20 protein-coding genes are annotated in these 20792 nt (G+C 32.4%); 10 read left to right on the top strand and 10 right to left on the bottom strand.

Features of this window, described 5'->3' with window-relative positions:
• The first annotated feature begins 35 nt into the window (after positions 1-35).
• The 5 genes from ACRBBL_RS19530 to ACRBBL_RS19510 all read left to right on the top strand — a co-directional run bounded on the left by ACRBBL_RS19530 (position 36) and on the right by ACRBBL_RS19510 (position 8557).
• On the top strand, positions 36-1703 hold the full coding sequence (locus ACRBBL_RS19530; RefSeq protein WP_431370768.1) for a formate--tetrahydrofolate ligase: 1668 nt from the start codon (positions 36-38) through the stop codon (positions 1701-1703).
• 156 nt (positions 1704-1859) lie between these two features.
• Positions 1860-2687, top strand: coding sequence for a formate dehydrogenase accessory sulfurtransferase FdhD (gene fdhD / locus ACRBBL_RS19525; protein ID WP_431370767.1), 828 nt, complete (start codon positions 1860-1862; stop codon positions 2685-2687).
• A gap of 19 nt (positions 2688-2706) precedes the next feature.
• Positions 2707-4359: an NADH-ubiquinone oxidoreductase-F iron-sulfur binding region domain-containing protein gene (locus ACRBBL_RS19520; protein WP_431370766.1), complete on the top strand. Its 1653-nt coding sequence runs from the start codon at positions 2707-2709 to the stop codon at positions 4357-4359.
• Between the two features lie 86 nt (positions 4360-4445).
• Entirely contained in the window at positions 4446-7178 is a 2733-nt protein-coding gene (gene fdhF, locus ACRBBL_RS19515; RefSeq protein ID WP_431370765.1) for a formate dehydrogenase subunit alpha, read from the top strand.
• A 98-nt stretch (positions 7179-7276) separates the two neighbouring features.
• Positions 7277-8557 (top strand): acetyl-CoA hydrolase/transferase family protein, encoded by a 1281-nt coding sequence (locus ACRBBL_RS19510; protein ID WP_431370764.1) that lies wholly within the window; start codon positions 7277-7279, stop codon positions 8555-8557.
• Positions 8558-8609: 52 nt separating this feature from the next.
• On the opposite strand, the gene ACRBBL_RS19505 is transcribed toward ACRBBL_RS19510, so the two are convergent.
• Positions 8610-9860, bottom strand: a complete 1251-nt coding sequence (locus ACRBBL_RS19505) for an alginate export family protein (protein WP_431370763.1) — start codon at positions 9858-9860, stop codon at positions 8610-8612.
• Positions 9861-10425: 565 nt separating this feature from the next.
• Between ACRBBL_RS19505 and ACRBBL_RS19500 the strand changes: the two genes are divergently transcribed.
• The 3 genes from ACRBBL_RS19500 to ACRBBL_RS19490 all read left to right on the top strand — a co-directional run bounded on the left by ACRBBL_RS19500 (position 10426) and on the right by ACRBBL_RS19490 (position 12632).
• Positions 10426-10992 carry a hypothetical protein gene (locus ACRBBL_RS19500; protein ID WP_431370762.1) on the top strand — a complete coding sequence of 189 codons (567 nt, stop codon included), beginning with the start codon at positions 10426-10428 and terminating at the stop codon, positions 10990-10992.
• Positions 10993-11191: 199 nt separating this feature from the next.
• The gene (locus ACRBBL_RS19495) at positions 11192-11965 is read left to right on the top strand and encodes a sensor histidine kinase (RefSeq protein WP_431370761.1); all 774 of its coding nucleotides are present in this window, start codon (positions 11192-11194) and stop codon (positions 11963-11965) included.
• Positions 11958-12632 carry a response regulator transcription factor gene (locus ACRBBL_RS19490; protein ID WP_431370760.1) on the top strand — a complete coding sequence of 225 codons (675 nt, stop codon included), beginning with the start codon at positions 11958-11960 and terminating at the stop codon, positions 12630-12632. Before ACRBBL_RS19495 ends, ACRBBL_RS19490 begins: the two co-directional genes overlap by 8 nt.
• Positions 12633-12683: 51 nt before the next feature.
• Here ACRBBL_RS19490 and ACRBBL_RS19485 read toward each other — a convergent pair whose 3' ends face one another.
• From ACRBBL_RS19485 to ACRBBL_RS19465, 5 genes are all read right to left on the bottom strand, one after another.
• The gene (locus tag ACRBBL_RS19485; RefSeq protein WP_431370759.1) at positions 12684-12959 is read right to left on the bottom strand and encodes a RebB family R body protein; all 276 of its coding nucleotides are present in this window, start codon (positions 12957-12959) and stop codon (positions 12684-12686) included.
• Between the two features lie 95 nt (positions 12960-13054).
• On the bottom strand, positions 13055-13270 hold the full coding sequence (locus ACRBBL_RS19480; RefSeq protein WP_431370758.1) for a hypothetical protein: 216 nt from the start codon (positions 13268-13270) through the stop codon (positions 13055-13057).
• A 26-nt stretch (positions 13271-13296) separates the two neighbouring features.
• Positions 13297-13635 carry a hypothetical protein gene (locus ACRBBL_RS19475; RefSeq protein WP_431370757.1) on the bottom strand — a complete coding sequence of 113 codons (339 nt, stop codon included), beginning with the start codon at positions 13633-13635 and terminating at the stop codon, positions 13297-13299.
• 21 nt (positions 13636-13656) lie between these two features.
• Complete coding sequence (locus ACRBBL_RS19470; protein WP_431370756.1) at positions 13657-14217, bottom strand: hypothetical protein; 561 nt, start codon at positions 14215-14217, stop codon at positions 13657-13659.
• A 19-nt stretch (positions 14218-14236) separates the two neighbouring features.
• Positions 14237-14455, bottom strand: coding sequence for a RebB family R body protein (locus ACRBBL_RS19465; protein ID WP_431370755.1), 219 nt, complete (start codon positions 14453-14455; stop codon positions 14237-14239).
• Positions 14456-14758: 303 nt separating this feature from the next.
• Between ACRBBL_RS19465 and ACRBBL_RS19460 the strand changes: the two genes are divergently transcribed.
• Together ACRBBL_RS19460 and ACRBBL_RS19455 are read left to right on the top strand one after the other, a co-directional pair.
• Positions 14759-16177 (top strand): glycoside hydrolase family 25 protein, encoded by a 1419-nt coding sequence (locus ACRBBL_RS19460; protein WP_431370754.1) that lies wholly within the window; start codon positions 14759-14761, stop codon positions 16175-16177.
• 232 nt (positions 16178-16409) lie between these two features.
• Positions 16410-16706 carry a hypothetical protein gene (locus ACRBBL_RS19455; protein WP_431370753.1) on the top strand — a complete coding sequence of 99 codons (297 nt, stop codon included), beginning with the start codon at positions 16410-16412 and terminating at the stop codon, positions 16704-16706.
• A 9-nt stretch (positions 16707-16715) separates the two neighbouring features.
• Here the strand turns inward: ACRBBL_RS19455 and ACRBBL_RS19450 are convergent, their stop codons facing one another.
• The 4 genes from ACRBBL_RS19450 to ACRBBL_RS19435 are packed head-to-tail and all read right to left on the bottom strand — an operon-like array spanning position 16716 to position 20570.
• Positions 16716-17459 carry a LytR/AlgR family response regulator transcription factor gene (locus ACRBBL_RS19450; RefSeq protein WP_431370752.1) on the bottom strand — a complete coding sequence of 248 codons (744 nt, stop codon included), beginning with the start codon at positions 17457-17459 and terminating at the stop codon, positions 16716-16718.
• Between the two features lie 5 nt (positions 17460-17464).
• Positions 17465-19198, bottom strand: coding sequence for an ATP-binding protein (locus ACRBBL_RS19445; protein WP_431370751.1), 1734 nt, complete (start codon positions 19196-19198; stop codon positions 17465-17467).
• Positions 19195-19941, bottom strand: coding sequence for a hypothetical protein (locus ACRBBL_RS19440; protein WP_431370750.1), 747 nt, complete (start codon positions 19939-19941; stop codon positions 19195-19197). The genes ACRBBL_RS19445 and ACRBBL_RS19440 overlap by 4 nt, the downstream gene beginning before the upstream one ends.
• A gap of 41 nt (positions 19942-19982) precedes the next feature.
• A complete protein-coding gene (locus ACRBBL_RS19435; RefSeq protein ID WP_431370749.1) occupies positions 19983-20570 on the bottom strand; it encodes a hypothetical protein in 588 nt (195 codons plus the stop codon).
• Positions 20571-20792: the final 222 nt, after the last annotated feature.

The raw sequence follows: 20792 nt of genomic DNA, 5'->3' as shown, positions 1-20792 counted from the left end.
ATTGTTATCTTCAAAAACCAAAAAAAATTACACCTATGACAGATTTAGACATTGCTAAAAAAATAGAACTAAAACACATTAGTACAATTGCTGAAAAATTAGGCTTAAATATCAACGATATAGACATGTATGGTAAGTACAAAGCCAAGTTGCCACATTCAATTATCGATCTTGAAAAAGTACAAAAAAGCAACCTCGTATTGGTAACAGCTATTTCTCCAACGCCAGCAGGTGAAGGAAAAACAACAATGTCTATTGGATTGTCTGAAGGATTAAATCAATTAGGAAAACAAACTACAGTAGTATTAAGAGAGCCTTCTTTAGGTCCTGTTTTTGGAATAAAAGGTGGCGCCACTGGAGGCGGATATTCTCAAGTACTTCCTATGGAAGATATCAATCTACATTTTACGGGCGACTTTTCAGCTATTGAAAAATCACACAACTTATTAGCTGCTGTAATTGACAACAATATTCAAAGCAAAACAAATTCTTTAGGAATTGATGCAAGAACGGTTACATGGAAACGTGTAATGGATATGAATGACAGATCGCTTCGAAATATCGTTATCGGACTTGGAGGAACTACTTCTGGAGTCCCAAGACAAACAGGTTTTGACATTACGGCTGCATCAGAAATCATGGCAATTTTATGTTTGGCAGATGATTTAGAAAATTTAAAAGAACGTTTAGGAAATATCTTTATTGGTTATACTCTTGACAGAAAACCTGTGTATGCAAGAGATTTAAAAGTACAAGGTGCTATGGCAGCTCTTTTAAAAGAAGCGGTAAAACCTAACTTGGTACAAACCATTGAAGGCAATCCAGCGATTATCCATGGTGGTCCTTTTGCAAACATTGCCCAAGGAACCAATTCGGTGATTGCTACTAGAATGGGAATGTCGCTATCTGATTATACAGTAACTGAAGCAGGATTTGGAGCAGATCTTGGAGCAGAAAAATTCTTAGACATCAAATGCCAAAGTGCTGGAATTGCTCCAAAAGCAGTTGTGCTAACTACAACTATCAGAGCACTAAAATATCATGGAGGAGCAGATTTAAAAAATCTAACAGAAGAAAATGTAGAAGCATTGAAAAACGGATTGCCAAATCTTGAAAAGCATATTGAAAATGTAAAACAATTTGGAATTACGCCAGTCATAGCGATCAACAGATTCCTTTCTGATTCAGATGCAGAAATAGAAGTCATTAAAACCTATGCTAAAAACAACAACATTCGTGTAGCATTAGCAGAAGTATGGGCAAAAGGAGGAAAAGGAGCTTTAGAATTGGCACAACATGTAGTAGATATTGTAGAATCTTCATCATCAAAATTTACGCCTATATACAATTGGGATATGGATGTGAAATCTAAAATAGAAGCTATTGCTACTAAAATATATGGAGCAAAAAATGTAGAATACACTTCAACAGCTAGAAAAAACTTAAGAACGATAAAAAAATTAAAGCTTGAAAACCTTCCAGTTTGTATGGCTAAAACTCAAAAATCACTTTCTGACAATCCAAAATTATTAGGGAGACCTAAAGATTTTACGATTACAGTTCGAGAAATTGAAATTGCTGCTGGAGCAGGATTTGTAATTCCAATTACTGGAGATATGATGCGAATGCCAGGATTACCAGCACATCCAGCTTCGGAAAACATTAGTATAGATAATGACGGAGTAATATCTGGGTTGTTTTAAATTTAATTTTTCATAAAATAGAATAACATTGCAAAGTGTGTCATTCTGAGCTTGATTCAGAATCACATACAGAAGTGAACCAATAGAAATTTTAACTAATGACTTATCATAATTTCTAGTAACTTTGTGTAAAACGAGGTTATTAGGGTACTATTTATGGCAATAAGAAATTATAACGGTAAAAAAATCATAGCAAATTCGGTAAAGCATACATTAGATGCGCTTACCGTTGAAGAAGCCTTGCAAATAAATATCAACGGAACACCTTTTACTGTAACCATGCGAACTCCAGGACATGATAAAAGTCTAATTCGTGGGTTATTGCATTCGGAAGACCTTATAAGAAATAAATCATTTCATCCAGAAATTACGCTAAAAAGAGAAAGTGAAAACTCTATAGTTACCATTGCAGATATTACAGTTCCAGAAAATGAACTTGGAAAAGGATATGCAAATAGTAGAAGTTTATTGTCAGTATCATCCTGTGGAATTTGCGGAAGAACTGAACTTGGAGAACTTACTTTTGATAAGACTCCAAATAAAGCAAAAGACAAAATTGATGGTAATTTGATTCATAATCTTTTTACGGATATGAGTGCTTTACAGCACGATTTCAATAAATCGGGAGGAACACATGCTGCTGCTGCTTTTACTATTAATGGCGAATTGGTATGCGCTATGGAAGATATTGGAAGGCACAATGCAGTCGATAAAGTAATAGGAAAACTAATATCGTCAAAACAACTGGAAAAAGTAAAAATACTTACGGTGAGCGGACGTGTTTCTTATGAAATAATAATGAAATGCTTCAAAGCGAATCTACCGTTTTTAGCGGCTGTTTCAGCACCGTCGTCATTGGCTGTAGACTATGCAAAAGAATTTGGAATTACACTATTTGGATTTTGTCGTGATGGAAGAGCTACTTGTTATTCGCATGCGGATAGATTAAACCTAGTTCAAGAATCACCTATAACAATTGAATAAAAATTAGCAATCAAAGTATATGTCAGATAATCTAAGTGAATTATTAGGAAGAAAAGGATTAAAAGATAATCTCTTTCAACGATTGGGAGAAACTGCCCAAGCTGATGGCGCACCAAGCGATGAAGAATTGGCAAAACTAGCAGATAAATTTCTAATAGGAAAAGCAAATACGTACGGAACAGCTAGTTTTTACGATTTTTTAAAGCCCGAAAACAAAGGGAAAAAAGTATATGTGTGTAATGGTACTGCCTGTGTTTGTGCTGGAACGCAAGATCAAGTTATAGAGACACTAAAAGATCGTTTTCAAGAAGATGAAATAGGGCACATGACCTGTTTAGGACGCTGTCATGAAAACAGTGCATTTCACTATGGAAAGAAAAACTATTCAGGCGATGCTATAAATAAGATTGATAAAATTGTTGACGATGCTACCGATTTAAATAACGATACATATCACGTAAAAGCAAGTGGGAAAGCAATACTTACTCTGCCTTATACAAATCTTGAAGAATATTATAATCCTTTCAAAGAAGCGTTGCAAAGAGATGCTTCTGAAGTATTAGAAGAAATAAAAACGGCTAACATTCGCGGTCGTGGAGGTGCAGGTTTTCCAATGGGATTAAAATTGGAATTCTGCAAGAATCAAGATAATGACACAAAATTCATAATATGTAATGCGGATGAAGGTGATCCTGGAGCCTATTCAGATCGATACTTACTTGAAGAAAGACCACATTCTGTTTTATTCGGAATGTTGATTGCTGGATATGTAACACATGCAAATTACGGAATTTTATACATCAGAGCAGAATATCCTGAAGCTGCAACAATTGTACAAAATGCTATTGATGAATTACGACAAGCAGGATTGATAGGAAACAATATTTTAGATAGTGGATTCTCTTTCGATCTTAAAATAATTCAAGCACAAGGATCATACATTTGTGGAGAAGAAACAGCATTGATAAACTCAATAGAAGGTCAACGTCCAGAAGTACGTGTTCGTCCGCCATATCCTGCTCAAAAAGGACTCTTCAACAAACCAACAATAGTAAACAATGTAGAAACCTTAGCGGCTGTACATTACATAATAGCTAATGGAGGAAATGCTTGGAAACAACTAGGAACTGAACGATCTTCAGGAACAAAACTAGTATCGTTAGACAGTTTCTTTAACAATCCAGGAATGTATGAAGTTGAAATGGGAACACCGTTAAATGTGGTAATCAACGAACTTGGTGGAGGATTTAAAGAAGAAGTAAAAGCACTTCAAATTGGTGGTCCGTTAGGAGGATTGGTACCAATATCTAAAGTAGATGATCTAACGTTAGATTTTGAATCGTTTTCGAAAGAAGGATTTTTATTAGGACATGCTTCAATTGTGAGTATTCCTAAAGACTTCCCAATGATCAAATTCTTAGAACATTTATTTGATTTTGCGGCGTATGAAAGTTGTGGAAAATGTTTCCCGTGCAGATTAGGTACAAAACGAGGACATGAACTTATAAGCAAAGCAACACAAAGTGATTATAAAATAGACAGAACTTTATTTAATGATCTATTAACGACATTAACCGAAGGATCATTGTGCGCGCATGGAGGCGGAATTCCACTTCCAGTAAAAAATGCGATGCAATATTTTGAAGAAGAATTAAAAACATATTTTAATTAATTATTTCTAGTTTCTGATTTCTGATTCCTTATTTGATTGGAAACCAGAAATCAGAAATCAAGAATAAGAAACTAGAAACTATATATATGAAAACTGCATACATAGACAATCAAGCGTTTGAAATAGTTGAAGGAGAAATGATACTATCTTTCATAAGAAGATACAAGGAAAAAGGATTGATTCCCACATTATGTGATGCACCAAACCTTGATCCGTTTGGATCATGTCGCGTATGTAGTGTTGAGGTAACATTGCAAGAAAACGGACCTTTAAAAACAGTCGCATCTTGTCATACTCCAGTTTCTGAAGGTCATTATATATACACAAGTACGGAAGCTGTAAAAGCGTTGCGTAAAAACATTATAGAACTTGTATTAACAGATCATCCATTAGATTGTTTGACTTGCGAAGTAAACGGAAATTGTGAATTACAAACCGTAGCGGCTCAAGTTGGAATTCGTGAAGTACGATATCCAGAAGGTGAAAATCATCTAGACAGAGAAAAAGATTTAAGTCATCCATATATGACTTCAGATTTATCAAAATGTATCAACTGTTACCGTTGTGTTCGCGCTTGCGATGAAGTACAAGGAGAATTTGTATTAAACATGTCTGGACGTGGTTTTGATACTAAAATCATCAAAGGATTAGATACTTCATTTATGGAATCAGATTGTGTAAGTTGTGGTGCATGTTCGCAAGCATGTCCAACCTCTGCGATCTCTGATGTATTCCAATCAAAAGCAATAGCAGCAACAGATACTACACGTACTATTTGTACATATTGTGGTGTAGGATGTAATTTAGAAGTTTCTACCAGCAATGGAGAAATTCTAAGTATTCAAGCACCGTATGATGCAGAAGTAAATCAAGGACATACCTGCCTTAAAGGTCGTTATGCATTTAAATTCTACGATCATCCAGATCGATTAGATGCACCAATGATCAAAAGAAATGGCGAGTTTGAAAAAGTAAGTTGGGATGAAGTATATACATATTTAGCTTCAAAACTGACAAATTATAAAAATGAATTTGGCGCAGATGCCATTGCAGGAATTTCTTCTTCTAGATGTACCAATGAAGAAAACTATTTAATGCAAAAATTCTTTAGAGCTGTTATACAAACAAATAATATAGATGGTTGTGCAAGAGTATGTCATTCGCCAACAGCACTGGGAATGCAACGCGTTTTTGGAACTGGAGCAGCTACAAACTCTATTGAAGATTTAAAACATACCAACTGTATCATGGTCATTGGAGCAAATCCAACGGATGCACATCCAGTAACTGGAGCTAAACTGAAGCAGTTTGCTATGAAATCTGGAAATGTGTCCATTGTCATAGATCCTCGACGTACAGAATTGGCAAAATATGCAACACATCATTTAGCATTACGTCCAGGAACAAATGTTGCGGTGTTGAACATGATGATGTATTATATTGTTACAGAAAATCTTATAGACACTTCTTTTATTGCTGAAAGAACGGAAGGCTTTGAAGATTATAAAAATGCATTGCTAAACATTGATATCGATAAATTAGAACAGGTTTCTGGTGTAGATAGAAACGATGTAAAAGCTGCAGCGATATCGTATGCAACGGCTCCAAATGCAATGTCGTTCCACGGTTTAGGTGTTACAGAACATTCTCAAGGAACATTTACAGTAATGCAAATTGCTGACTTAGCATTGCTTACAGGAAATATAGGAAGAAATGGTGTTGGAGTAAATCCATTACGTGGACAAAATAATGTGCAAGGATCTGCCGATATGGGCGTACAACCACATCAAGGAGCTGGATATTTAGATGTCACCAAAGATGAAATAAATAAAAAATACAATGAATTTTACGGAGTAGAAGTACCAAAACATGTTGGATATAAAATTCCTGAAATGTTTGAAGCTGCTTTAGATGGAAAATTAAAAGCTATTTGGATTATAGGAGAAGATGTAGTTCAAACCGATCCAAATACTCAAAAAGTAATAAAAGCATTGAATGCTACTGATTTGGTAATTGTGCAAGAATTATTCATGACGGAAACGGCCAAATATGCAGATGTAATTTTACCAGGTGCTTCTTTCTTAGAAAAGAGCGGAACTTTCACCAATGGTGAACGCCGTGTACAAGCGGTAAACCAAGTAGTAGATCCTATAGATGGTTGTAAACCTGATGGACAAATTATAGTAGACATCATGAATAAAATGGGCTACGCTCAACCTGATTATACGCCAGATGGAATGCTGGAAGAAATCTCTCAAATTGTACCTTTCTTCGCTGGAATATCGTGGGAACGTTTAGGTAAAAATGGATTGCAATGGCCTGTAGCTTCAGATGGAACAGATACACAAATTCTTCATACGGAAGAGTTTAAAAGAGGAAAAGGATATTTTGAATTCAATCCTTGGGAAGAAACTATAGAACTGGTAGAACATGCCAAAGATTATCCATACATCCTAACTACAAATAGAGAGCTAGAACATTACAATTGTGGCGCAATGACACGTCGTACTGCCAATGAGAAAATTCTAGAAGATGATTACTTAATGATTCATCCTGACGATGCACAATCACATTTTATAAATGAAGGCGATTATGTTTGTTTAGAATCTCCTAGAGGAAAAGTAGATGTAAAAGCACGTATTACCGATGAGGTAAAACAAGGGATTTTAAGCACAACTTTTCATTTCCCTGAAATCATGATCAACAATATTACAGGAGATGTTCATGATTCAGAAGCGATGTGTCCAGAATACAAGGTAGTTGCTGTTCGAATTCGAAAAAGTAAAGGGAAATTTAAGCAACAACATTTAGTCGATTAATCATCAAAAAATAGAAGCACTTTAATCCTTTTATATGATGAATATCATATATTCTATTTGGTTTTCAATAGACCTTTGCACTTATAAATTTAACAGAAATGAGTGCAGATATCATAAAAATTGTAACCGCAGAAAAGGCAGTTTCTATTGTAAAATCTAACGATAAAGTTTTTTTTCAAGGAGCAGCGATGACTCCAAACTTATTAATCGATACGTTGTGCGAACGCTATAATGAAGTAAAGAATGTTGAGATTATTCAAGTGCATACACATGGAAAAGCTAAATATTTAGAACAACCCTATAGCGATTCTTTTAAACTGATTAGTTGCTTTGTAGGCGATAATGTTAGAAAAGGGGTAAACTCAAACAATGGAGATTATATCCCTATCTTTTTAAGTGAAATACATTGGCTTTTTAGAAGAAACATATATCCGTTGGATGTTGCTTTTATCCAGGTTTCTTTACCAGATAAGCATGGGTATTGCTCGTTAGGAACATCTGTAGATATTACCTTACCTGCAATACAAACAGCAAAAACGGTTATTGCGCAAATAAACCCGCAAGTTCCAAGAACACATGGCGACGGAATTATTCATGTGAGTAATATTGATTATGCCGTAGAGGTAGATACTCCTATTCATGAATCAATTACAGGAACTCCTTCAACAATAGAAACTAGAATTGGTAAGCATGTTGCAGGATTAATAGATGATGGCGCAACATTGCAAATGGGAATTGGAAACATTCCAAATGCAGTATTACACAATCTTACAAACCATAAACGCTTAGGAATTCATACCGAGATGTTCTCTGATGGAATCTTACCTTTGGTAGAAAAAGGAATCATTACAGGAGAAGAAAAAGAAATTAAAACTGGAAAAATAGTAACCTGTTTTGCGGTTGGTTCCCAAAAATTATATGACTTTATTGATGACAATCCGTTAGTACACTTTAAAGAAGCTGGATATACAAACGATACTTCTATCATAAAACTAAACCCGAAAGTTACTGCGATAAACAGTGCAATTGAAATAGATATTACAGGACAAGTTTGTGCAGATACCATTGGGAAATATCAATACTCAGGAGTAGGAGGACAGATGGATTTTATAAGAGGAGCAGCACTTTCACAACACGGGAAACCTATTATTGCAATGCCTTCTGTGACGACAAAAGGAATTTCTAAAATTACGCCATTCTTAAAAGAAGGTGCTGGTGTTACAACAACAAGAGCACATGTACATTATGTAGCAACAGAATATGGTGTAGTTAATTTATTTGGTAAAAGTTTAAAACAAAGAGCAAAAGCATTAATCTCTATTGCGCATCCTAATTTTAGAGAAGAATTAGAAAGAGAAGCATATAAAAGATTCAATTAATATAAGCTACTAAAAAAGAGCATCTAAATATAGATGCTCTTTTTCTTCATACTTATTTACTCGTTTGAAATAATGTAGGTTTTATCACAATCATAACCCAACCCCAATTGTTGGTATTTCCGTCCATATTTCCTTTTAAAATTTCCATTCCGTCTGAAGCAAACAAATGAGAATATCCAGCTTTTAAAGAAACATATTTCTGCAATTTATAGGCATACACTATATCTAATTCGTTTCCAAGTTGTTTATCGCTAAATTCGGCTGCAGCAGAGAAATTATGAAAGGCAACATTTAAATTCGATTTTTCATTCAGTTTAAAATTTGCTTTTGCATAAAAATCTAGCAACCCAACATTATTGATATGATTTCCAACATAGAAGTAATCCATCAGTCCATTAAACTTATGATTGGTTCCATACAAAGGAGTAAAGGCATTATTATCACCATTAGCTGGAGCGCCATTATCATTACCACTTTGTAATTCTACGCCTAAACCAAGTTTTGTCTTGTTAGAAGCTTTATAAATAGCCTCTAGTCCTAATAAATATGCACTTAAATTGTTGTCAGCGACATCATTTCCAAATTGATAGTACAAGTTTCCAGTAAATCCAAATTTACCTTTGTTGTATTTTAAATGTGTTCCTACAGTTTGACTATAACGTGTATCATTATTATCAGCATTATTTGTGTCGATAAACTGTAAACCATTATTTAAGAATAAGAAACTTCCAGAGAAATTCTCCCAATCTTTATGCAGCCAAGTATATTGAAAACTCTTATATGTATTTGTGTTTAAAGTAGTTCCAGTTAAAGTCTCTCCATCTTGATTAAAGGCAATACCAATATCAAATTTAAATTTATTTTTGCTGTACTTCAACATTGCTACATCATGACTTCTTGCTTGTTGTGCCCAAGCCACATTTCCAAAAAAACGACTATCGTCATATATAATTTCTTGTCGACCAAGTTTTAATGCAAAACCTTCCGATAACCAAATTTTTGCCCAAGCTTCATGAAGTGAAAATCCGTTAGCATCGGCGCTATTTAATTGAGCAACATCTCCCCAAACTCTAACATCTTGTAAGCTAATATAAAAGTCTAACTTTTCCATTGTAAACCCAGCATTTAAGCGTGTTCTTTGAGATACAAATGCTGCAGGATCAGTATTATCTGGGAATAATGTTTTAAAACCATGGCGATATTCAAAACGAGGACGTAGTTCAGCATCAATTTTTAATTGCGCATTCATGTTTGTTGATAAGGCAATAAAAAAGACGATTATATAAATTCTAATTGACTTCATAATTTTGGTATATATGTTATTATCTACCAAAATTAGTTCATCCAAATTCATATAAACATGATAATTGTCAGTTCTTAATAATCACAGTTGTCTCTATTCATTTAAAAAAAAATAAAAAAGCAGTAACTTATTTATATTCCGACTTCTTACTGAAACTACAGGTAAACCAACTTAAAATTGCCTTTCAAAGGTTTCTCGTTTCGTATTTTTGTACGACAAAGGATTTAGTCAATCAAGATGCCGAGTACATATAATATCGTTATCATATAGTAGTATCAATAGTATTTACATTTATCATATAGTTTTCTTCTCATCAGAGATATTTGTAATCGCTAAAGAAATATAAAAGATAACTTCCCTCATTTATGTTTGTTTGAAAATTAGGTTTTCAAGCAAAATTACAACGCATACTATCCTATCTATTCCATTAATTAACCAATCAAAAACCATACACTAAAAAGCATTTGTTTTTTGGAATGAGGAGCTGTGACTAAAATTCTTGTATTCGTATAAATTAAAATTTACAAGATGAGTTCAATCAAAATAATAAAAAATTAGTCACTCAATGGAAGTTACAGAAAAAGAAAATACACAAATAAAAAAATGGTATCATCACGTGCTGGAAGCCTGCAAACGATACCGACTATTTACATACATACCAATTTTAGTGCTTTCTGTATCAGCCTTTAGTCTGCGACAAAAAAATGAAGGTTTGGTAGAGCGAGTAGCACGTTTGGAGACATTGAATGAAACTTTGGTGTCAAATATGATTTTGTACAATAGAAGTTTTGAAACATTTCCGATGCCTATTTTTCAAAAGTTGAAACGAGGAAATGAATTTATAGCACAATATTTTAATCCTGCGTATGTAAAACTGTTAGGACATAATTTTGGGTACAATCGCTATGTATACATAGGTAAAACTGATTATGAGTATTTCCCAAAACGCGAAGCTGATTTGTATCATAATTATGATATTTCGGTTGCTTTCACAGGAATTCCCATGAAAATAAAAGTGACTATGAAAGATTCTTTAAAAAACAAACTAAACGTAGAAGTCATGAAATGGCGACAAATTCGCGAAAGTGATACGTTAATTTATGGAATGATTATTTTAAATAAACCGATGTAGTTTTAAAGTAGCGTTTTGTTGTAATTGACAAGGCGCTATTTTTTTCGCTCATACTCAAATTTCAAACACTAACACGTAACTATTAAGCGTTCAGGGAATTTTTTTCACGCTTCGTTTTCTATTCTTCCAATTTTGTAATCCAATTGTAGCTATTAAAAATGTATTGAATATAGCTCTTTACAGTTGAGAATTATTTCAAATGGAAGTATATATAAAACATATAATAGCTTTTAGTCAGATAGGTGTCGGGATACTCATTTTCGGATTGTACGCTGTGGCTTTTATCGTTTTGTTAGAAAAATTTAATTCAGAAATTAAAAATACTAAAGATCAATTTGCAAAAGTTAGTATCAGTTTAAGAGAAGAATATATACAAAAACTTATCTATTTTCAAGAAGAAGATCGAAGGCGTTTATCAGAAGAATTGCATGATAATGTGATGAGTCGATTTCAATTGATGCGTTTAAATTTATTTGATGGAAATATAGAATTACTCCAAAAAAACCTTAAAAACTCTATGGGAATTGTGCGCGCATTGTCACATAATTTCGCGCCTTTAGAACAACATACAATTGAACTTCCGCTTCTGATCGAAGATTATATTGAACAATTAGAAAGTAAATTAGACGTTACATATTCTGTATCTAGGTTTTTAAAGAGAGAACAACTTTCTACAGAAGTAAAACTAAATATATTTAGAATTTTCCAGGAATTGATTAGTAACATTTTAAAACATTCAAACGCAACAAAAATTGATATTCAACTTCGTTGTACAGCACAATCAACTACTTTATTTATAAAAGACAATGGATGTGGGTTTAATATAGAAAAAGCCTCAAATGGTATAGGATTGAAGAACATTCAGTATCGCGCAGAAATTATAAAAAGTAAGTATAAGTTTAAAACAAGTATAGGAAAATTCACAATGTTTATTATATTTATCCCACAATCGAATCAAAATGACTATGAATAAAATTATAAGAATTGCTATTGTTGACGACGATAAGTTGTTTACGCAGCTTTTAAGTCGATTTATCAATGAGCAAGATTCTATGGAAATTGTATATACTGCTCATACAGGAGAAGCGTTTATTGAAAATTATGAGGAACTATCTATAGATGTTTTATTGTTAGATTTACGTATGGATGATGGAAGCGGTTTGTTTGTATTGAGAGAATTACAAAGAAGAGCTGAAGAGTTGAAAACGATTGTACTTTCTACATTTTATAGACGTTCATTTATGGGGCAAATGCTCAAACTTGGCGCAAGTGCTTTTTTATCTAAAGACATCGATGAAGTTGAACTTATAGAAGTCATACAAACGGTTTATAAAAAGGGACATTATTTTTCAAAAGATCAATTGGAAATCATGCGTTTGCAACTGTCTAAAAAAGTGCCTGAATTTACAGATCATAGTAAAGAAACGCTTACAACTAGAGAAACAGAGATTTTAAAATTGCTCTGCCAGCAATGTACTACCAAAGAAATTGGAGAACGACTTTTTATTTCGCCCAAAACGGTAGAAACACACAAAACAAATCTGTTATTAAAAACAGGTGTGAAAAATACAGCTGGTTTAATTATTTATGCCATTCAAAATAAAATTGTAAGTCCTGACGAATTATTACTACTCGATTAAATACAGCGAGAAAATGCCCTATTATTTTCTCGCTGTATAAGAAGTAGCTTTTTAACCTGCGTTAACAGAAGCATTTAACATTTTTGCTACTCCAATAGCATCTGCAATAGTGTCCATGCTATAAATTTGCATAACTCCTTGCGTAGTTGCAGTTTGTGCTAAAATGTTTTGTTGACTTTGCGCATTTACTGCATTTTCAAACATCAATCCTGTTGAATGTGCAGCAGATTGATACACATTACCTAAAGCTATTGCTGGAGCTTCTCCAACAACTTTTACATTTGATTGCGTTACTGCATCGGTAATTTGTTGATTTACATGATTCATAATAATAAATTAGTTTTTAAGAATGTTTTCATTCTTGGTTAGAAATATACACAACTGGACTATCCAATTGTATGCTTTATATTCGTTATTACTTACTAAGACTTATTTTTATCGTTATAAAAACGACTTGTACGATTCCCTACAATAGGCGAAAGTTTTGACTTTAATTGAGATACCTTTTCAATCTCATTTTTTAGATTATCAATACCAATTTGAAATTGATAATGCTGTTGGTGAATTGCATGCTCAAATAATGAGTTGTCTTCTTGAGCACTTTCTCCAGAATTGTTAATAGTATTTTTTAAAGACATATTTCTGAGTTTTGATGTTGTGTTATTTATTGATGTTTTGACATTCTATTGTGCAATGTTTTCATTCTTGCTTCAATTCGTTGTTCTTGGATTTTCATCTTCTCAAGGGCAGTTGCCTGCATCCTTTCTAGTTGATTTTCATAGCTCAATACTGGATTTTGATTTTTACTTGATTCTATTGCTTGTTGTTTAGAAGCTTCTTCAAGTTTATCCAACAAAGGTTGCAATGCTGTAAGTGTAGCTTTTAAAGCCTTATTTTTAATGTCTACAATAATTTCTTCTTCATTTTTATGAACTATTTCTGAGAGCTCTTCAAATGAATTATATGTTGATTCTTTTTGATGTGATTGTGCTAAATTTTTCATAGTAACTAGCTATTATTTCTTTTAAGAAAACCAATTTGGTTTATCATTTGAATCTTTTTTTTCGGAGTTATCTATATCATTTTTAACAGTAGAAACATCTTCAACTACAGCTGCAATGTCAGAAATATCCTTTTCGACTTTTGAAATTTCATTACTTAAAGACTTAACTGCAGAGCTAATTTCAGCTTTCATCTTACCATATTCACCAACCATAGAAAATAAGCCTTTCATTGCGTCAGACCCTAACTTCTCAGCATTTGGATCTGGAGTTAAATGTAAATTGGTTGTAATAGCATCTTTACCAACTTCCATATTGGTACCATCGGATGGTTTTGGACCAAAATACGTTCCGTAGGTTAAAATATTATTGGCAAGTCGCGCCAAAGCTATAAGTCCAACTTGTTCAAAACCTTTTAAAAAAGATTGTAAATCTTGTACCATCATTCCCGTAGCTTGATCTATCATTGGAGCCGCAGTTCCTTTCATAGGTGTTACATCTGGTTTTAACACACTTTTATTGATAAACTCAATAGCGTTTTGTGTTTGCGACATTCCTTTGGTTATATTTTCTTGATTGGCCATCTGTTCGGTTTTTTAATGATTATTTCAACATTTTAATAGCATCTGCTACAATTACTGCATTCAATTGATTCAAATTCTGCTGATTGGAAACTGAATTTTGCATTGCCATGCCATTTGCGTGTGTTGCTATTTGATATAAATTGCTCAACGCCTGTGCTGGCGATTCGCCAAGTACGGTAACATTGGTTTGCGTTACCGCATCTGTTACTTGTCCGTTTACTGTAGAGTTATCTGCCATAATTTCTAATAATGATTATACAATACTTATAATGAGATTGAATGCTCACAACTTTCTTGTGTGGTTGGTGTTTTAGTTTTGTTATACAAATCTCTGAAAGTAAAGTAATTTTTCTATCAGAGAATTCCTCCAACTTTAAAAGTGAGGGAAAACTCTTGTATTCATTATCAATAAGTTATGGAATTTTACTACTGATAAATAAAGTGTTGTTAAGTGAAGATTTATACTCACTTCAAAATAGAGTATCTATAAGATAAAGCAACCTTTTTTGTATGTAAGCTGTTAACTTAAAAAAGATTAATCATGGATAAAGAAAGTATATCTAACTGTCTCAATGAATTATTTCGTAAAAATGAAAAATTATCATTTAAAGTATTTTTGGAAGAATATTTTAGGCAAAATAAGCAATTAATAGTGCTGCTTTTTCATGTAGAATTCAATCAAGCTATCTTGTATATTCCTAAAGAGTACGCATCAAAACCATATGTAAATGCAGATGTATTTCAGGAGTTTATGAATGAAGTCTTTGAAATGAATATGAATGAAGAAATTGCGTTTACTGAGATATGGGAAAAAGTAGATCAGGACATTATTATATTTAGTAACGTCCTAGGGATTGATCGTGTAGAAGATCAAAAAATAGTATTTTCAAAAGGCTATTATACGAATGATCCTATGGTTATTAAAGATGCACACGGAAAAGTTGCATACCAAGGAACATTTCTCAGTGATGAAACATGTGAGTATTTCAAAAAGCTAATCAACCAAGAAATAAAGCCTACAGTAACACCTTCTAAAGTAGAAGAAATTCAGGATATACTTGTCCCTCAAGCAAAAAATACAACTAAAGCGATACTTCCAGAAGAAAAGAAAAATATAACAGATACAATAAAAAAAGAAATAATTAGTATCGTTAAAAAGAAACATCGACTATTAGTAGCGCTTACTTTAGCAGCACTTATACTTGTTCTTGGACTTATTATATTTTTATCTATCCACATAATCAATCATAATCCACAAATAGATACTGAAACAAAAGAATTGGCAGAAATAAAACCTGTAGCATTAAATTTCCAAACTACAACTTCTAAAGATTATAGCGGTAAAAACATTCAGTATGGTTTAGATATATCAGACTATAACGGAGACATCGTTTCCTTATTGAATACAAGAGATAGCTTGCATTTTGTGATTTGTAAGGCTACGCAAGGCAATTATTATACAGATCCAGATTTCGCAAGCAATTGGAAGCAGCTCAAGGAAAAAGGAATCATTCGTGGTGCATATCATTTTTACGATGCTGAAGTACCGCCTATACTACAAGCAAAATATTTTTTAAACGTAATTGGGGAATTAGAAGATCATGACATAGCTCCAATCGTAGATATAGAAGAATTAGGTTTGAATGGAGAAGAAATATCTAAAACAACTTTACAACGCGATTTAGTATTGTTTTTACAATATGTAACTGCAAAAACTACTCGAAGCCCTATTATTTATGTAGATACTGCTTTTGCGAATTATTATTTGCATAACAAAGAATTTGCAAACTATAGACTTTATTTAGCTTCATGGACACAAGATGATTTTCCTGAATTGCCAACTACTTGGCAAGAAAAAGGCTTGTTTTTATGGCAAAAAAGCGATTCATACCATTTTGAAAATACTATTGATGATTTGGATGTGTTTTTTGGAGATTTAAAAGAACTGTATTTAAATTAAAACTGATTTAAAAACTTCATGTATCACTTAAACCCATGTATACTACACTCATGCTTTAATATCTTACACTTAGAGATTCTATCTACAATTTAGGTGATTATTTCTGCAATTTTGAAAAGTAATCAAACAAATATATTCGATTGAGTAGCTACAAGTATTCTGTTTGATTATAAAGGCGGAATCTGAAAATCCTTTAAAATAGAGTAGGAGCAACGAATTAAAATTTATAATTATGGAGAATTTCGTAATAGCAACAAATACAGATGGAAGAGTTGAAGCATTTTATACAGAGGACAATAAAGTTTATCATACATGGCAACTGAATCCGAATAATAAAACAGCGTGGTCGCAAGGTGTAGAACTTTCAGGGGCTAACGGAACGTTATCAGGTGTCAATAGAATTAGTGTTGCATCAAATTTGAATGGAAAAATTCAAGTTGTAGCTTATACCAATGATGATAAATATTATATATGCTACCAAACCGTGAATGGACCTTGGACAGGATGGTTTGAAATTAATCAACAATAGAAAATCAATTTATCTAAAAAACAAACCATCTTTTAAAAACGCAGCTTTATAACGTTCACTAAAAGGAACTCTATGGTTGGCTCCTAAAATAATTAAGTTGTCTTCTATATAGAGTTCCTTTATTTTTTTAATATTGACTAAATAATTGCGATGTGTTTGTTTAAAATCTGGATTGGCTAAAACCTCTTTTATTTTAGATAAAGAAAGCTTAATGAGGTAATTACCTTCATCGCAAATCAAACTGCAATACTTTTCATTCACTTCGATATAGTTGATCGTACTTACGTTTACTTTTACAACTTTCCGTAGCTTCTTTATAAACAAAAATTCAGGTGCAATTACTGCATTTGTAACTGCTGTACTTAGCGTGTTTTCTTGCCCGTGATAGCTTTCAATTGCCAATTCAATGGTATACAAAAGTTCCATTGGGTTGAAAGGCTTCAAGAGATATGAAAACGGTTTGGTATATTTGGCTTTTTCAAAAACAGCTCTACTTTGAATACTCGTTAAAAATAAAAACGGAATGACAATTCTTTCATAATCCAAGCGTTGTGCAAAATCGATTCCTTCTGGTTTTCCATGAATCATAATGTCTAAAATCATCATGTCAAATGCCTGATTTTTCAATTGTTGATAGGCATCTTGTTTGTCTGTCACATGTGTTACGGTATAGTCATTCGCTTCAAGAATTGACAGTAAGTCATCGGCTTCTTCTTGATGATCTTCTAACAATAAAATATGTAAATTTTCCATGTGAATTAAGTTTTGGGAAGTGTAATTTTTATGATTGAACCTTTCGGATTATTCTGTTCAATGCTGAACACGCCTTTATTCTTTTTAATCAGTGTAACACATAACAGCAACCCAAGTCCAACACCTTTAGAACGATCAATTTTTTCCATTGTAATAGTAGTCAGGTCGTTTATCTTTTCAATTTGTGCAGATGAAAACCCTTTCCCAGTATCAGTTACTTCAATAATAGATTCGTGTGCTGTAGCTGTTGTTTGAATATGAATTTTTCCATATTCATCTGTATATTTCACAGCATTGTCTAATAAGTTTCTAAGTACAATTTTTAGTGACTCTCTATCAAAATTCGCCGCAATAGTTGAATCTAGAGTTGTTTCTAAAGAAATCGCTTTCGCGGATGCTAAATTTTCAAAATCATACACAACATGTTCAATAATTGGTTTCAATGCCAGTTTTTCCTGTCGAAATAATAATTGATTACTTTGCTCCAGCGACCAATGCAATACGTTATTCAATAAACCATACATACTTTCAGAAATAGTTGTTGAAGTGTCAATGGTTTTTTCAAGACTATCTAAATCATTCTTTGCAATTTGATTTTTTAACTTTTTGTGTTGTTTCCGCAAGGCATTTACTGGCGATCGCAAATCGTGTGAAACGACCGAAAATAGGTAGTCTTTGGTTGCATTCAGTTCATTTAGTGTTTCTTTCTGTGTAGCAATTGTTTTGTTGGATTTTACCTTTTCACGATAAAAATAGGTTCCTGTTCCTAGTAAAATCAATAAAATAATAGAAGAGTAAATAAAACCGTTCCGTTCGGCAATTTTGGTTTTATTATCTGCTTCTAAAACGATGACTTCCTTTTGCTTTTCTTTAATAGCGTCTTGTTTCTCACGTTGTGCAGTTTCCCAAATCTTATTCTGGTTATTTAACGAATCAGTCCATTTCTCAAACTCTTTCCGATATGCTAAAGCTTTGGCGAAGTCTTTTCTGTTTTCTTCTACGATAGACATGTTTCTTGCTGCTTCACTCTTTAAACTAAAACTTCTTACACTTTTAACTTTGAGAGCTTTTGAAAGAGTGTGTGCTTTTTCAAAATAGGGAATAGCTTTGTTGTCTTTGTACTGATTATAATAGGAATTGGCAATATTGCCATAAATCCCTATCAATTGCATTGTGTCTTTTTCAATTCCCTGAACCTGAAGTCTTTTGAGTAAATACACTTCAGCTTTGTCATACTTTTCTAAATGGATGTAGCATACTCCTATATTATCTTCAATAATACTAGCCACAATACCAAACTTATCTATATCTTTTATATTCTCTATTTCTTTAAAATAATTAAGTGCTTTTTGATATTGTTCACGTTCTAAAGCGATTTCACCTAAAATCATTCTAACTAAAGGGTAAAAAATAAAATCTGTTGAAATTTGTTCAAATTCTTTTTCGGCTTCTTTAAATATTTTTTTTAATTGGAAACTAACGCCTCTATAGTAATGACAATAATTATTAAGTTCTAAATTGGTATTAAGATTTAGTTGTTTTGCACTATGTACGAGTGTAGAATCCCAAATTTTTTCGATAAAAAAATGAGAAGCTTTTTGAAAATGCTTATTTGAGGTGTGTTCGGCTATTTTCACTTTAACAGCATCAATAAATATTTGTTCATGTTGTTTTTGAGCAAATAAATAAGAGGTGAAAACTAATGCAAAAAAATATATAAAAGGTTTTTTGGTAATCATTGTTTCATTTGCTTGAAAATTGATTCAAATACTGAGAGCGAGAGATGATTAGGAGAAGCTGGACTTGTACTCGAATCTGAATTATGAGTCTGTACAGTAGTAACAGTGCCTCTAGAAGTTCTTGGGTCTTCTTTTATTAAAAAAAGTTGAACTGTTTTAATATTTTCAGACGGAACTTGGTAAATGTTAGTATCTGATTTTCCTATAATTTCCTTTCCTTCAAAATAAATATTTAAATAGTAAAAGTAGTACAAACTTTCATCATCAAGTGTTGGTTCTTTAGGTTCAGAAGACTCAAATGATACATAGATATTTAATTGTTCTTGCCCTGAATTATTAAAACCTATATTATATTTAAGCTTTATTTCACTAGTTTTTACATTAAGTTTTTGTTTGATAAAAATGATGGCTTCTACGTGTATATTTTCAACTTCATACTTCTCATTAGTATTAATATATGACTGTGCTATGGGTGCTAAAAGTCGATTACTTATTGTGACGTCAGATATTGATGGAACTTCATGTCGATTTATGATTTTAAGATATGCATTAGAAGGAGCTTTTTTTTCTGTAGTGATAGGTATTCCGTTTACTTCTATCTTAGTTGTATTCAAAGAATTTATAATTTCGCCTAATTTTAAGTTTAGTATCTTTAAAGTGTTTAGATCTAATGATGATTGACTTGCTATCGTGGTTAAAGATTCAGCTATTTTTTTCAATTCCTTTTTTTGCGTAGTTTCCATTTTAATTAATATAGAATTATTTTGGTTAGAATAATTTATGATTAAGAATTGTGAGTTTGTACTGTTGTAGTAGTTCCTCTGGAGGTTTCGGGATCTCCATTAATTAGAAAAACTTGTACTTTTTTTATATTTTTTACTCCAATCTTAGTTTCGCCCATATTTACCGATCCGTACATATCAAAATTAACAATAGATTCTCCTTTAAAATAAATGTCAAAAGAATTAACACTATAAGTTGTAGCTGAATTATCAATATTATAATACCATATATATATACTTATTTGTGGTTCCCCAATATTACTTAGTGTATAATTATAAAATAGTCTAAAACTAAGAATATCCTGTGTTTGATTTACAAATGCTGTAGTGCAAATTCGTAAAACATCTTCTTTTGCTTTGATAAAAAAACTTGAAACAACAGGAGTTAGAAGTGTTTTAGAATCATAGTCTTGAAATCCAAAGTTTGTTGATAATGTATATTCTATTTTTTTATAATATATGTTTTCTGATTTACCTTTTTGGTATTGAAGTATTTCATATCCAGGTATTCCTGTCGGATTGTGACTCATTGAAGAAGGAGCAGGAGTAGTTGCTTGATTTTTATTCTTTGAACGTTTTTTTTTACTCATTATGGGCTAGGACTTAGGTTAATAATTAGTCACTTTTCTAATAAATGTCTAAGTGGTTTTAACAATATGGCTTGCCTAAAATAAATAAAATATTTATAAAAATTATTGTAATTACTTACATATTTTATAGGTTTTACGTAAAAAAAGATAAGAATTAACTAGCGTAAATCAGCTAGTTGGCAATTGAATTGAGGAGTAATTTACCTGAAAAAAAGACTGTTT

Source organism: Kordia sp. (assembly GCF_050633145.1).
Taxonomy (GTDB): Bacteria; Bacteroidota; Bacteroidia; order Flavobacteriales; family Flavobacteriaceae; genus Kordia.
This window is presented reverse-complemented; position numbering and strand designations above follow the sequence as displayed.

What these genes read in the sequence shown, in the direction of transcription:
- ACRBBL_RS19480 (WP_431370758.1), bottom strand. Translation starts at nt 13,270, where the DNA reads ATGTCTTTAAAAAATACTATTAACAATTCTGGAGAAAGTGCTCAAGAA.
- ACRBBL_RS19530 (WP_431370768.1), top strand. Translation starts at nt 36, where the DNA reads ATGACAGATTTAGACATTGCTAAAAAAATAGAACTAAAACACATTAGT.
- fdhF (WP_431370765.1), top strand. Translation starts at nt 4,446, where the DNA reads ATGAAAACTGCATACATAGACAATCAAGCGTTTGAAATAGTTGAAGGA.
- ACRBBL_RS19490 (WP_431370760.1), top strand. Translation starts at nt 11,958, where the DNA reads ATGAATAAAATTATAAGAATTGCTATTGTTGACGACGATAAGTTGTTT.
- ACRBBL_RS19520 (WP_431370766.1), top strand. Translation starts at nt 2,707, where the DNA reads ATGTCAGATAATCTAAGTGAATTATTAGGAAGAAAAGGATTAAAAGAT.
- ACRBBL_RS19450 (WP_431370752.1), bottom strand. Translation starts at nt 17,459, where the DNA reads ATGGAAAATTTACATATTTTATTGTTAGAAGATCATCAAGAAGAAGCC.
- ACRBBL_RS19495 (WP_431370761.1), top strand. Translation starts at nt 11,192, where the DNA reads ATGGAAGTATATATAAAACATATAATAGCTTTTAGTCAGATAGGTGTC.
- ACRBBL_RS19500 (WP_431370762.1), top strand. Translation starts at nt 10,426, where the DNA reads ATGGAAGTTACAGAAAAAGAAAATACACAAATAAAAAAATGGTATCAT.
- ACRBBL_RS19510 (WP_431370764.1), top strand. Translation starts at nt 7,277, where the DNA reads ATGAGTGCAGATATCATAAAAATTGTAACCGCAGAAAAGGCAGTTTCT.
- ACRBBL_RS19485 (WP_431370759.1), bottom strand. Translation starts at nt 12,959, where the DNA reads ATGAATCATGTAAATCAACAAATTACCGATGCAGTAACGCAATCAAAT.
- ACRBBL_RS19475 (WP_431370757.1), bottom strand. Translation starts at nt 13,635, where the DNA reads ATGAAAAATTTAGCACAATCACATCAAAAAGAATCAACATATAATTCA.
- ACRBBL_RS19470 (WP_431370756.1), bottom strand. Translation starts at nt 14,217, where the DNA reads ATGGCCAATCAAGAAAATATAACCAAAGGAATGTCGCAAACACAAAAC.
- ACRBBL_RS19440 (WP_431370750.1), bottom strand. Translation starts at nt 19,941, where the DNA reads ATGGAAACTACGCAAAAAAAGGAATTGAAAAAAATAGCTGAATCTTTA.
- fdhD (WP_431370767.1), top strand. Translation starts at nt 1,860, where the DNA reads ATGGCAATAAGAAATTATAACGGTAAAAAAATCATAGCAAATTCGGTA.
- ACRBBL_RS19460 (WP_431370754.1), top strand. Translation starts at nt 14,759, where the DNA reads ATGGATAAAGAAAGTATATCTAACTGTCTCAATGAATTATTTCGTAAA.
- ACRBBL_RS19435 (WP_431370749.1), bottom strand. Translation starts at nt 20,570, where the DNA reads ATGAGTAAAAAAAAACGTTCAAAGAATAAAAATCAAGCAACTACTCCT.
- ACRBBL_RS19445 (WP_431370751.1), bottom strand. Translation starts at nt 19,198, where the DNA reads ATGATTACCAAAAAACCTTTTATATATTTTTTTGCATTAGTTTTCACC.
- ACRBBL_RS19505 (WP_431370763.1), bottom strand. Translation starts at nt 9,860, where the DNA reads ATGAAGTCAATTAGAATTTATATAATCGTCTTTTTTATTGCCTTATCA.
- ACRBBL_RS19465 (WP_431370755.1), bottom strand. Translation starts at nt 14,455, where the DNA reads ATGGCAGATAACTCTACAGTAAACGGACAAGTAACAGATGCGGTAACG.
- ACRBBL_RS19455 (WP_431370753.1), top strand. Translation starts at nt 16,410, where the DNA reads ATGGAGAATTTCGTAATAGCAACAAATACAGATGGAAGAGTTGAAGCA.